The organism is Sphingopyxis sp. (assembly GCF_035565275.1).
Taxonomy (GTDB): Bacteria; Pseudomonadota; Alphaproteobacteria; order Sphingomonadales; family Sphingomonadaceae; genus Sphingopyxis.
The window spans coordinates 1-12,113 of record NZ_DATMST010000191.1 but is presented as its reverse complement, the minus strand read 5'-3'; the positions used below and the strand labels follow the sequence as shown (position 1 = coordinate 12,113).

The 12,113-nt window shown below is 65.0% G+C and carries 14 protein-coding genes; 8 read left to right on the top strand and 6 right to left on the bottom strand.

From position 1 onward, the window contains the following. Positions 1 to 995: NupC/NupG family nucleoside CNT transporter (locus VN047_RS13670; RefSeq protein WP_325543557.1), on the bottom strand; the 995-nt coding region annotated here is incomplete at its 3' end. Positions 996 to 1,122: 127 nt separating this feature from the next. Here VN047_RS13670 and VN047_RS13665 point away from each other — a divergent pair. The 6 genes from VN047_RS13665 to VN047_RS13640 are packed head-to-tail and all read left to right on the top strand — an operon-like array spanning position 1,123 to position 5,224. Continuing rightward, positions 1,123 to 1,779, top strand: a complete 657-nt coding sequence (locus tag VN047_RS13665; RefSeq protein ID WP_325543555.1) for a queuosine precursor transporter — start codon at positions 1,123 to 1,125, stop codon at positions 1,777 to 1,779. Then, the gene (gene argB, locus VN047_RS13660) at positions 1,776 to 2,684 is read left to right on the top strand and encodes an acetylglutamate kinase (RefSeq protein WP_414712706.1); all 909 of its coding nucleotides are present in this window, start codon (positions 1,776 to 1,778) and stop codon (positions 2,682 to 2,684) included. Before VN047_RS13665 ends, argB begins: the two co-directional genes overlap by 4 nt. Positions 2,685 to 2,728: 44 nt before the next feature. Next, the gene (locus tag VN047_RS13655) at positions 2,729 to 3,028 is read left to right on the top strand and encodes a YggT family protein (protein WP_058539877.1); all 300 of its coding nucleotides are present in this window, start codon (positions 2,729 to 2,731) and stop codon (positions 3,026 to 3,028) included. Then, positions 3,028 to 3,924 (top strand): bifunctional methylenetetrahydrofolate dehydrogenase/methenyltetrahydrofolate cyclohydrolase FolD, encoded by an 897-nt coding sequence (gene folD, locus VN047_RS13650; protein ID WP_325543551.1) that lies wholly within the window; start codon positions 3,028 to 3,030, stop codon positions 3,922 to 3,924. The genes VN047_RS13655 and folD overlap by 1 nt, the downstream gene beginning before the upstream one ends. Further along, the gene (locus VN047_RS13645; protein WP_325543549.1) at positions 3,924 to 4,598 is read left to right on the top strand and encodes a hypothetical protein; all 675 of its coding nucleotides are present in this window, start codon (positions 3,924 to 3,926) and stop codon (positions 4,596 to 4,598) included. The genes folD and VN047_RS13645 overlap by 1 nt, the downstream gene beginning before the upstream one ends. Then, positions 4,595 to 5,224: a MarC family protein gene (locus tag VN047_RS13640; RefSeq protein WP_037512727.1), complete on the top strand. Its 630-nt coding sequence runs from the start codon at positions 4,595 to 4,597 to the stop codon at positions 5,222 to 5,224. The genes VN047_RS13645 and VN047_RS13640 overlap by 4 nt, the downstream gene beginning before the upstream one ends. Before the next feature lie 56 nt (positions 5,225 to 5,280). On the opposite strand, the gene VN047_RS13635 is transcribed toward VN047_RS13640, so the two are convergent. Continuing rightward, a complete protein-coding gene (locus VN047_RS13635; RefSeq protein WP_325543545.1) occupies positions 5,281 to 5,970 on the bottom strand; it encodes an OmpA family protein in 690 nt (229 codons plus the stop codon). A gap of 221 nt (positions 5,971 to 6,191) precedes the next feature. On the opposite strand from VN047_RS13635, the gene VN047_RS13630 reads away from it, so the two are divergent. Continuing rightward, positions 6,192 to 7,517 carry a hemolysin family protein gene (locus tag VN047_RS13630; RefSeq protein WP_325543543.1) on the top strand — a complete coding sequence of 442 codons (1,326 nt, stop codon included), beginning with the start codon at positions 6,192 to 6,194 and terminating at the stop codon, positions 7,515 to 7,517. 252 nt (positions 7,518 to 7,769) lie between these two features. On the opposite strand, the gene VN047_RS13625 is transcribed toward VN047_RS13630, so the two are convergent. The 4 genes from VN047_RS13625 to purD all read right to left on the bottom strand — a co-directional run bounded on the left by VN047_RS13625 (position 7,770) and on the right by purD (position 11,196). Continuing rightward, positions 7,770 to 8,132 (bottom strand): DUF1801 domain-containing protein, encoded by a 363-nt coding sequence (locus VN047_RS13625; protein ID WP_325543541.1) that lies wholly within the window; start codon positions 8,130 to 8,132, stop codon positions 7,770 to 7,772. 103 nt (positions 8,133 to 8,235) lie between these two features. Continuing rightward, the gene (locus tag VN047_RS13620) at positions 8,236 to 8,820 is read right to left on the bottom strand and encodes a Crp/Fnr family transcriptional regulator (protein WP_325543539.1); all 585 of its coding nucleotides are present in this window, start codon (positions 8,818 to 8,820) and stop codon (positions 8,236 to 8,238) included. 176 nt (positions 8,821 to 8,996) lie between these two features. Further along, on the bottom strand, positions 8,997 to 9,824 hold the full coding sequence (locus VN047_RS13615; protein WP_325543538.1) for a hypothetical protein: 828 nt from the start codon (positions 9,822 to 9,824) through the stop codon (positions 8,997 to 8,999). 94 nt (positions 9,825 to 9,918) lie between these two features. Continuing rightward, a complete protein-coding gene (gene purD, locus VN047_RS13610; RefSeq protein ID WP_325543536.1) occupies positions 9,919 to 11,196 on the bottom strand; it encodes a phosphoribosylamine--glycine ligase in 1,278 nt (425 codons plus the stop codon). On the opposite strand from purD, the gene xseA reads away from it, so the two are divergent. After that, positions 11,195 to 12,113 (top strand): exodeoxyribonuclease VII large subunit (xseA, locus tag VN047_RS13605; protein ID WP_325543534.1); only part of this gene is annotated, 919 nt, incomplete at its 3' end. The genes purD and xseA overlap by 2 nt on opposite strands.

Genomic DNA, 12,113 nt, shown 5'->3' with positions numbered 1-12,113 from the left:
TCGTTGAGCACGACCTTGCTGCCGAACAGCCCGCCGACGGTCGCGCTTTCCTCCCACGGCACGCCCATCAGCCACATGACGGGGCGAAAGATCGCGCCGATGATCGCCTGAAATGACAGGCTCTCATAGCCGAACCATCCGCCGATCCCGGCAAGGATGCCGTTGGCGAGCGCGACGAGTGCCACAAACGCCATGACCATGGCGCCGACCGCGACCGCCAGCTTGACGCCAGTTTGTGCGCCCTGCGCCGCCGCCATGATGATGTTGGCGGGCTTTTCCTCGTCATGGCTCGCCTCGGGCATCACGACGGGTTCGATGCCGATGTCCTTGGGATCGTCGGGCATCATGATCTTGGCCATCAAGATGCCGCCGGGCGCCGACATGAAGCTGGCGGCGAGCAGATAGGGGAGGAGGTGCGGGCCGATCATCCCGGCATAAGCGCCAAGGATGGTGCCCGCGACCCCCGCCATGCCAACGGTCATTACGGTGAACAGCTGCGGCGGGGTCAGCCCCGCGAGATAGGGCCGGATGACGAGCGGCGATTCGGACTGGCCGACGAAGATGTTCGCCGCCGCGCCGAGGCTTTCGACCTTGGTGATGCCGGTGACTTTCTGGATCGCGCCGCCGACCCATTTGATGATCAGCTGCATGATCCCGAGATAATAAAGCACCGAGATCAGCGAAGCGAAGAAGATGATCACGGGCAGCGCGCCGATCGCGAACACCGCCTTGCCATAGGGCGCCTGCGTCAGCACGTCGCCGAAAAGGAACCGGGTGCCCTCGTCGGCATAGCTCAAGAGGTTCGACACGCCGTTCGACATCGCCTGAATCACCGCGCGGCCCCACGGGGTGCCGATGACGAGCACGGCAAAGCCGGCCTGGAGCAGGAACGCAGGGATGACGATGCGCAGGCGAATCCAGCGGCGGTTCGACGAAAAAAGCACGGCAATCGCAAGCAATGCGACGATGCCGAGCAGACCGATCAGGCGTTCCATAATATAGCTGCGTCCCCCGCAAGTTTAAGGGGTCTGTCTAGCGGGCTTTGGCGGCGGAGCAAGAGCCGCGCGCCGAGCCGTGTTTCTCGGACTTTCCAGCACCCGCAAAAGCGATTAAGCGGCCTCGATGGAAAATAGCTCTTCGCGCGTGATCGCGCCTTCGTTGCTGCTGTTCGCGATCCTCTACGGCGGCATGGTTCCGCTCGGCGGTTTCCTGGGGGCAAAACAGGTCGCGCTTGGACCGCTGGCGGTCGAAGCCGGGATTTTCCCCTTTCTAACGCTGATCGCGATTTCGAGCGGGATCGCCGAACTGCACGGACGCGCCGTCGCCGACAAGCTGGTTCGCTTCGGTTTCATTCCGCTCATTCTTGCGATCATCCTGACGGTGCTCGTCCTGCAGCTCCCGACCGACGAGGGGATGTACGAGCCCGCCAAGGAAGCCTTTCCGATCATCGTCGGACAGGGCTGGCGCATGATGGCGGCGGGTATCCTGGCCTATGGCGTGTCGGTCAGCCTGAACGTCTGGATTTTTGCGCGGATGACCGCGAACAACGGCCGGTTGCTGCCGCTGCGCGGTTTTGTCGCCGCGGCGCTCAGCCAGATCATCGACACGTTGATCTTCATCACCGTCAGCTTCTACGGCGTTCGCCCGATCGCCGACCTGATGGTCGGCCAGATGATCGCCAAGGTCGTCCTGTCGGCGGTGATGGTGCCCTTGCTGGTGATGGCGGTGGTCGCGATCGGCCGCAAGATGGACGCTAAAGCCGAACTGCCGGCAGGATGATGACGATGACCGATCCCTCGAAAATGCCCGACCTGCTCGCCAAGGCCGAAACGCTCGTCGAGGCGCTGCCCTATCTGCAGCGCTATGCCGGCGAGACCTTCGTAATCAAATATGGCGGCCATGCAATGGGCGACCCGGAAGCGCAGCGCGACTTCGCCGAGGACGTCGTGCTGCTGAAAGCGGTCGGGATCAACCCCGTCGTCGTCCATGGCGGCGGGCCGCAGATCGGCGCGATGCTGAAGCAGCTCGGCATCGAATCGACCTTCGTCGGCGGCCTGCGCGTCACCGACGCCGCAACCGCCGAGGTCGCCGAAATGGTGCTGGCGGGCAAGATCAACAAGGAAATCGTCAGCTGGATCGCGGCGCTCGGCGGCCGCGCCGTCGGCATTTCGGGCAAGGACGCGAACCTCGTGCTCGCCGAAAAGGTCAGCCGGACCGAACCCGACCCCAATTCGGGGATCGAGCGGCATGTCGACCTGGGCTTTGTCGGCGAACCCGTCGCGGTCGACCCGACGATCCTCGTCAATCTGACGAAGGATAATTTCATCCCGATCGTTGCGCCCGTCGCATTGGGCGCCGATGGCGCGACCTATAATATCAATGCCGACACGATGGCGGGCGCGATCGCCGGGGCGCTGGGGGCGAAGCGCTTTTTCCTGCTCACCGACGTCGCCGGGGTGCTCGACAAGTCGGGGGCGCTGCTCACCGACCTCGACCGCCCGGCGATCGACACGCTGAAAGCCGACGGGACGATCACCGGCGGGATGATTCCCAAGGTCGAAACCTGCGTCGCCGCGGTCGATGCCGGGGTCGAGGCGGCGGTCATCCTCGACGGGCGCATCCCGCACGCGATGCTGCTGGAAATTTTCACCGCGAGGGGTGCAGGCACGCTCATTCACCGCTAAGAGACGCGGCAAGACCCTTTTACGGAGAAATCGCCTTGCTTCTCATGCTCCTCCAGATCGTCCACATCATCCTGACGGTCCTGTGGTGGTTCATCATCGCGCAGGCGGTGATGTCGTGGCTGATCGCGTTCAACGTCATCAACACGCATAACCAGTTCGTCGGCCAGCTGTGGACCGTGCTCGACCGGATCACCGAGCCGCTCTATCGCCCGTTCCGCCGCATCATGCCCGATTTTGGCGGGCTCGACCTGACCCCGATGCTGGTGCTGATCCTGATCATCATCATCGACGGGCCGGTGCTGAACTATCTCGCGAGCCTCGCCTACACCAACGGAATGGCGTGATGACCGCGGCGCAGGTGATCGACGGCAAGGCATTCGCCGCCGGCCTGCGGGCGCGGATTGCCGATGCGGTGCCGGCGTTCGAGGCCGCGACGTCGCGTGCGCCCGGTCTCGCGGTCGTACTCGTCGGCGATGATCCGGCGAGCGCGGTCTATGTCGGGTCGAAAGGCAAGGCGACGATCGCCGCGGGCATGGAAAGCTTCGAGCATCGGCTGCCCGCGACCGCGTCGCAGGCCGAAGTCGAAGCCTTGCTGCGCCAGCTCAATTCCGACGATGCCGTCGACGGCATCCTGTTGCAATTGCCGCTGCCCGGCCATCTCGACGAACAGGCGGCGGTCGCGACGATCGATCCCGACAAGGATGTCGACGGACTGACACCGGTAAGCGCCGGGCGCCTCGCGCTCGGCATCGCCGGAATGGTGCCGTGCACGCCCTATGGCTGCCTGTTGCTGCTCCAGGACCGGCTCGGCGACCTGTCGGGCAAGGATGCGATCGTCGTCGGGCGCTCGATCCTCGTCGGTAAGCCGATGGGGCAGTTGCTGCTCGGCGCCAATTGCACCGTTACGATGGCGCACAGCCGGACGAAGGATTTGCCCGCGCTCGTGCGCCGCGCCGATATCGTCGTCGCCGCGGTCGGCCGCGCCGAAATGGTGAAGGGCGACTGGATCAAGCCCGGCGCGATCGTAATCGACGTCGGCATCAACCGCCTGCCGCCCGCCGAGGGCGCCGCGAAAGGCCGGCTCGTCGGCGACGTCGATTATGAAAGCGTCGCCGCGGTCGCCGATGCGATCACGCCGGTTCCCGGCGGGGTCGGTCCGATGACCATCGCGTGCCTGCTGCGCAACACGCTCGTCGCGGCGCACCGCCGTGCAGGTCTTGCCGATCCGGAGGGTTTTTGATGCGCCGTCTGGCCATCGCGGCTATTTCCCTTTCGGTGATAGCGGGCGGCGCTGCGATCGCACGCCAACGCGACCCGCTCGCGGCGAACCCCAGTGCCTTCATCGCCGCCGAGATCGGTTTTTCGCGGCTCGCGCAGGAAAAGGGCCAGTGGACGGCGTTTCGCGAAACCGCGGCGCCCGAGGCGGTGATGTTCGTGCCGCAGCGCGTGAAGGCCCGCGACTGGCTGAAGTCGCAGAAGGACCCTGCCGAGGCGGTTAAGTGGCAGCCGCACGCGGTCTATACCAGCTGCGACGGCAATGTCGGCGTCACCACGGGCGCGTGGCAGAAGGGGCCGGCGAACGGATATTTCACGACGGTCTGGCTGCGCGATCCCAAGAAGGGCAAGCTCGCCTGGACCCTCGACCATGGCGATACGCTGGCGACCCCGCGCGAAGCCCCCGATTTCATCGCGTCGAAACAGGCGGTCTGCGGTTCACGCCCTGCGGTAGCGGTAGCGGTCGAGGCGGGCGGCGAGGGTGACGATAGGACTGTCGGCCTGTCGCCCGACCAGACACTGAGCTGGACGTCGACTGTCCGCGCCGACAAGTCGCGCCGCGTCACGATCCGCCTGTGGGACGGCAAGGACATGGCAACCGTCATCGACGACCAGGTCGCGGCGCCGAAGCAGCCATGATCGACCTTTTCATCTCGGCGTTCGTGACGCTGTTCGTTGTGATCGACCCGCCGGGCTGCGCGCCGATCTATGCCAGCCTGACGACGGGGGCGAGCGCGGCGCAGCGCCGCTCGATGGCGATCCGCGCGACGGTGATCGCCGGGCTGATCCTCGTTTTCTTCGCGATGTTCGGCGAAGCGCTGCTGAGCTTTCTTCACATCGATCTCGACAGTTTTCGTATCGCGGGCGGGATCATGCTGTTCATCATCGCGATCGACATGGTGTTCGAAAAGCGCACCGAACGCCGCGAACAGCGCGCCGAGAAGGTGATGGCGACCCCCGAGATCGAGGATGTGTCGGTGTTCCCGATGGCGATGCCGATGCTAGCCGGTCCGGGGTCGATCGCGTCGGTGATGCTGCTCGTGTCGCAAAACAGCGGGCTCGACCGCGCTTTCGTGATCTTTGGCGCGCTGCTGCTCGTGCTTCTGCTGACGCTCGCCGCGCTGCTTTCGGCGGGGCCGCTGATGCGGCTGATCGGCAACAAGGGCGAGGCGGTGATTACGCGCCTGCTCGGTGTGCTGCTTGCGGCGCTTGCGGCGCAGTTCGTGATCGACGGGCTGAAGGCGAGCTTCCCGAGCCTCGGATAAAAAAGGGGCGCCGCCTTTCGGCGACGCCCTTTCTTTTCCACGGGAATGGAACTGGATTATTGCGCCGCGTTGACGTCGTTCTGGGTGACCGGCGCGATACGGATTTCGACGCGGCGGTTGCACTGATAATCGGCCTCGCTCCGTTCGGGCGAACATTTGAGCTGCGATTCGCCGTAACCGAGCGTTGCCATGCGAGCGCGCTGGATGCCGCGGCCGGCGAGATAGTCGGCGACGGATGCGGCGCGGCGTTCGGACAGCCCTTGGTTATAGCTGTCACTGCCGGTCGAATCGGTGTGACCGTAGACGTCGATATAGGTGCTCGGATATTCGGCGAGCGTCGATGCGACATTGTCGAGCGCGCTGCGGAACTGCGATTTCACTACCGCGCTGTTGAGGTCGAAGGTCACGTCGCCGGGCATGTTGAGCACTAGCTGGTCGCCTTGGCGTTCGACGTCGATGCCGGTGCCGGCGGTACGCTCGCGCAGCTTCTTTTCCTGCTGGTCCATATAATAGCCGACACCCGCGCCGGCGACCGCGCCGATGCCCGCCCCGACGATTTCCTCGGTACGGCTGTTGCGGCCGCCGATCAGGTCGCCGAGCAGATATCCGCCAAGCGCGCCGCCGACGCCGCCGATCGCGGCCTTCGATATCTTGCGTTCGCCGGTCACCGGATCGGTGACGCAGCCGGTCAGCGCGATCGCGCCGATGCTGGTCAAAATGGTGAGCTTGATCGTCTTGCTGTTCATCTTTTCGCTCCCTTTATCCGGCGGATGCCTCTGGTCTTCCGCATGCCGCCCGTCTGTGCCGATAACATATGGCTGGCGATCTGGTTCCAAAAATCGCCTGAACCCTGACTGAGCAGGGCATTCAGGCGAGTGCCATTGTGCAACGCGCCGCCTTTCGCCTATAGGGTGGAAATGACCGAAGCTGACAGGGGCCAGGCGCCGACGCGCCGTACGACCGCCCAATGACCCCTTTTCCCTGGTCGGATGTTGTGATCATCCTGGTCCTCATCCTGCTCAATGGCGTTTTCGCCATGTCCGAACTCGCCATCGTTTCTTCGCGTGATCCGCGTTTGCAGGCGGCCGAAAAGCGCGGCAGCCGCGGCGCTAGGATCGCGCGTCAGCTGGCCTCCGATCCGGGGCGTTTCCTTTCGACGGTACAGGTCGGCATCACGCTGATCGGCGTCCTGACCGGTGCCTATTCGGGCGCCAGCCTGGGCCAGCCCGTGGCCGAGCGCCTGCAGGCCCTGTTCGGTCTGGAAGCGGAGACCGCCTTGTCGGTGGCCTTTGCTGTCGTCATCGCGCTCACCACCTATGCCTCGCTGATCGCGGGCGAACTGGTGCCCAAGCAGTTCGCGCTGCGCGCGCCCGAGCGGATTGCGATCATCGTCGCGCCGATGATGTACTGGTTGTCGAAGATCGGCGCGCCGCTCGTCTGGTTGCTCGATGCCAGCTCGGCGCTCGTTTTTCGGCTTCTGGGCCTCAACCGCGAATCGGAAGACCGGGTGACCGCCGAGGAACTGCACCTGATCGTCGCCGAAGCATCGAAATCGGGGGTGATCGAGGAAAGCGAGCGCGCGATCATTTCGGGCGTCGTGCGCCTTGCCGACCGGCCGGTGCGCGAAGTGATGACACCCCGCAAGGATGTCGACTGGGTCGATATCTCGCTCGACGCGCGCGGCGTCCGTGACAAATTGCTCGAAACGCCGCACAGCCGCCTGCCGGTCGCGCGGGGGTCGGTCGACGATATCGTCGGCGTCGTGCAGGCGCGCGACATCGCGTCGGCGCTGTTTCGCGGCGAGGTGCTCGATCTGGAGCAACTGATGCGCCCGACGAAGGTCATCCACGACCAGATCGACGCGATGGATGCGCTCGAAGCGCTGCGCGCCGCCGAGGTGCCGATGCTGCTCGTCCACGACGAATATGGCCATTTCGACGGACTGGTGACGCCGGCCGACCTGCTTTCGGCGATCGCGGGCGAATTCGCGTCCGATCAGGATATCGGCAGCGAACCCTTCGTCGTCGAACGCGACGATGGCAGCCTGCTGATCGCGGGATCGATGCCCGCCGACCAGATGGCCGAACGGCTGGGGATCGAACTCGGCGACGACCGCGACTATGCGACCGCGGCGGGGCATGCGCTGGCGATCCTCAAGCATCTGCCCAAGGAAGGCGAGCGCTTCACCGACAAGGGATGGCGTTTCGAGATCGTCGACATGGACGGACGCAAGATCGACAAGCTGCTCGTCACCGAGATCAGCAAGCCGAAGGATGATCCGGACGAGGCGTAGGCGATTCGTGTCACCTGCTTTATTTCAAGGTCGCGAAGGTCACGCCCCCCTCCCTTTGATAGCCATGCGCAGATCGGCGGATTGGCTCGCGAAGCGACGCTATTCGCGCGCGAAATACCGGGAGAGGTCTTGGGGTTGCAGCTTCGGCGTGGAAGCCGGCCCCGGTCGCCAGCTATCGTTATCCCGGACTCGCCCCGAGATGCGCGCGGAGTGCGACAGGCAACGCATCTCTGCCGCTTTCGCCGAATGTGCTCAGGCGTCGCCTTTGCCGGCGACGAACATGGCCACCAGCGCGGCAAGCTCCGGGCGATGTTGCTCGATTTCCTCCATCGAGCGGAATTTGGCATAAGCCTTGCCCTTGGGACCCGCCTCCAGAAAAGGGAAGCGCTCAAGGAATGACGCGCCATCGTGGAAGACCAGCGCCACGCAATCTTTCACACGCGGGCTGAAGGTCGCGAGGGTCCCGCGATACTCGAAGCTCGGTCCTCCCCATTTGACCGTCTCGGTCAAAAGCGGGCTTGCCGCCATGATGATCTCGCGGGTCTTCCTCATGTCCGCTTTCAGAGGGTGGGCAAGAGACCCGAAAAACAGATCCACTTCATCCGGTTTGCTCATCACCATCTCCTGCCGTTCGAATTTTCGGCCTTGCAGGCCGTTGCAGCGGGAGCGCTATTTCATCACGCGGCGCGGCGCATTTACATTTGTCGACGGCGGACAGCTATCGGCGACCCGAACGGATCCGGCTTAGCTGGGTCGGCGTTATTCCCAGAAAAGCGGCAACTTCATGCTGGCGAATCCGCTTCTCCAGACCCGGGTAGGCTTCGAGAAATCGCGCATATTTCCTGCGCGCGTCGTCGTTCCGAAACGAGATTTCGAGCGGTTCCTTCTCGACGACCCAATGCCGTTCCATATAGCCGATATAGAAGTTCGCGATATCGCGATGATCACGCACCAGATCCTTGAATCTGCGGAAATCATACGCCCACACGGACACGGGTTCGAGCGCCCTGATGGAAAAATCGCTCGCGGCTTCGGTGAGCAGGGCGCTGGTGGATGCGGCGAAACTCCGTTCGAGAAAGAAGCGCTTCACCATCGCCTCGCCGCCTTCGCCGACATGATATTGCAGCAACAAGCCGCTCTCGACGAAGAAGATGTTTCGGGTGGGTTGCCCCTGGACGACGAGATGCTCGTTCTTCCGATAGTCCTGCTTCACCAGCAGTTTCTGCCATGCTTCGCGTGCGGCCGCGTCAAGGCTCGCATATTCCGATACTTTTTCGAAGAATTCGTCCGTCGAGGCGTGCAACCCAGCTTCCATGTTTTTGGCTCGCAGTCAGTGCGGTTTGCGCCAACTGCGCCTGCGGCAGGTCAACGCCCGGCTCTCATCGCCGCCTGGCCGCGAAACCAGCCCGACAAGGATCGATGGGTGCTGCCGCCCGCCCGTTCCGGCAAGCGGTTTTTCTGCTACCGGTGATCAACCGCTCAAAGCTCACCGCCCAGCGCGCCATATTTGGCTTCGAACCCGGCCTTGTCGCCGCGCGCGAGATAGCCCGCCTGGTCGACGATATTATCGCGCGCGATGCGGCCCTGGAAGGCGCCCAGCTCAGGATCGATCCGGGCGATATCGGCGTCGGTCCAGTCGGCGATCTGCTGGAAACCGGTCACGCCGAGGCCGTTGAGCAGCACGACGAGCTTGGGGCCGACGCCTTTCAGCAATTGCAGATTGTCGGCCTTGGCAGCCCCCGCCTCGCGAACGGGTTTCTCTGCGGCTGGCGGCGGAACGGTCGGTTCCGCGGGGATGGCCGCCTTTTCAGCCGGCGCCGGCTTTGCTGCGGCTTTTTTCGCGGCGGGTTTCGTTGCCGCCTTTGTTGCAGTCTTGGCCGCGGCTTTCGCCACCGGTTCCCTGGTCGCGGTTTTCCTCGTAGCGGGTTTCGCAGCGGCTTTGGGCCTGGCTGCCGGCTTGGGCGCCGGGGGCGGGGCCTCGGCGGCCGGTGTTGCGACGGGAGCGGGTTCCGGTGCGGGGGACGGCGCGGGCGCGGATGGCGGCGCCTTGGCGATCGGTTCGGATGCAGGCGGCGGTGCAGCGGGCGCGACGGGCGGCGTTTTGGGTTCGATCGGCTTGAAGCGCGCGGGCTCGGCCGCAATAATCTCGGGCTTCACCGGTTCGAGCGGTTTGGCGGGCTTTGCCGGCTCGGCAGCGGGCGGCGCGATCTCTTGCGGCTTCGAACGGCCGAACAGCCACCACAGCAGCACGACGGCAACGACAAGGCCGACGACCGCGATAATCCAGTTTTCCTGAAGCCAGGTCATGATCTTCTCCGCTTGTGACTTTTATCCAGCCTATTCCGCGTTTTCGCGTACGTCCATCTTTGTCGCCGGCTTTGCGTGACCTCGCGCCAGCCCCTCAGCGCGCCTCGCGCGCGACTTCACGCCAGCCGATATCGCGGCGGCAGAAGCCGGAGGCGAAATCGAGCTTGTCGACCGCGGCATAAGCGCGCGCCTGCGCTTCGGTCACGCTCTTGCCCGTCGCGGTGACGTTGAGCACGCGGCCGCCGGCAGCAACAATCACGCGATCCTCGCGCGCCGTGCCGGCGTGGAAGACGCGTACGCCACCCGCTTCGGCGTCGGCGATGTGGCGGATCGCGCCGCCCTTTTCGGGGGTGCCCGGATAGCCCTTCGCCGCCATCACGACGGTGAGGGCGTAATCGTGCGAGAAGGCCGGAGCTTCGGCAGTGGCGATCGTCCCGGCGGCCGCCGCATGGAGCAGCGCGGCGAAGTCGCCCTTGAAACGCATCATCAGCACCTGGCATTCGGGATCGCCGAAGCGGCAATTATATTCGATCAGCTTCGGCCCTTCGTCGGTGAGCATCAGCCCCGCGAACAGCACGCCCACATAAGGCGTGCCCTCGGCAGCGAGCGTCGCGACCGTCGGGCGGATGATGCGGTCCATCACCGCCGCTTCGAGATCGGCAGTGAGCACGGGGGCGGGACTGTATGCGCCCATGCCGCCGGTGTTCGGCCCGACGTCGCCGTCGCCGACGCGTTTGTGATCCTGCGCGCTGCCGAAGGCGATGACGTCCTTGCCGTCGGAAAGCGCGAAGAAGCTTGCTTCCTCACCGGTCATATACTCCTCGATCACCACCTCGGCGCCCGCGCTGCCGAAGGCGCCGTCGAACATGTCGTCGATCGCGGCCTCTGCCTCTCCGCGCGTTTCGGCGATGATCACGCCCTTGCCCGCGGCAAGGCCGTCGGCCTTGATCACGACGGGAATCGAAAAGCCTTCAAGTACTGCGAGAGCTTCCTCGGCGCTGGTGCAGCGGACATAGGCGGCGGTCGGGATCGAGGCGCGCGCGCAAAGATCCTTGGTGAAACCCTTCGATCCTTCGAGCCGCGCGGCGGCGGCGCTCGGGCCGAACGCCGGAATGCCGATCGCGTGCAGCCGGTCGGCGAGGCCCGCGACGAGCGGGGCTTCGGGGCCAACGACGACGAAATCGATCGCATGCGCCTTCACGAAGGCGATCAGGCCATCGATATCGTCGGCGGCAATCGCGACACATTCGGCATGCGCCTCGATCCCCGGGTTGCCCGGAGCGGCATAGAGCTTGGCGCAGCTTGGCGATTGTGCCAACTGCCAGCTGAGCGCATGTTCGCGCCCCCCCGATCCGACCAGCAGGATATTCATGTCAGTCCCTTTTCCCGATACGGCGTCCGACGATGGCACCGAAGCGCGGCTGTTAGCCGAGGCGGCGCCCGGCGACAACGCCCCGGCGCTATCGGTCAGCCAATTGTCGGCGGCGATCAAGCGCACGGTCGAGGATGGTTTCGCGCGCGTGCGCGTGCGAGGTGAATTGTCGGGGACGAAACGCGCGGCGTCGGGGCATTTCTATGCGGCGCTGAAGGACGACAATGCGCTGATCGACATGGTGATGTGGAAGGGGCAGGCGGGGCGCCTCGCCTTTCGGCCCGAGGACGGGATCGAGGTGATCGCGACCGGCAAGCTCACCACCTATCCGGGGCGGTCGAAATATCAGCTTGTTGTCGATACGCTCGAGGTGGCGGGCGAAGGCGCGTTGATGCTGCTCTTCGAGAAACTGAAGGCGCGGCTCGGCGCCGAGGGGCTGTTCGACCGCGAGCGGAAGTACGACCGGCTGCCCTATCTGCCGCGCACGATCGGGGTCGTGACCTCGCCGACCGGGGCGGTGATCCGCGATATTCTCCACCGGCTGGCCGATCGCTGCCCGACGCACGTCATCGTCTGGCCGGTGCTGGTGCAGGGCGACGGCGCGGCGGCGCAGGTCGCGAATGCGATCCGCGGTTTCGATGCCATCGAGCCCGGCGGACGGGTGCCGCGCCCCGACCTCGTCATCGTCGCCCGCGGCGGCGGGTCGATCGAGGATCTGTGGGCGTTCAACGAAGAGATCGTTGTACGCGCGATCGCCGATTGCCGCATCCCGACGATCAGCGCGGTGGGGCACGAGACCGACGTCACGCTCGCCGACTATGCCGCCGACGTCCGCGCGCCGACGCCGACCGCCGCCGCCGAAATGGCGGTGCCGGTGCGCGCCGAGCTCCTGTCGCAGCTCGCGACGTGGAACGGGC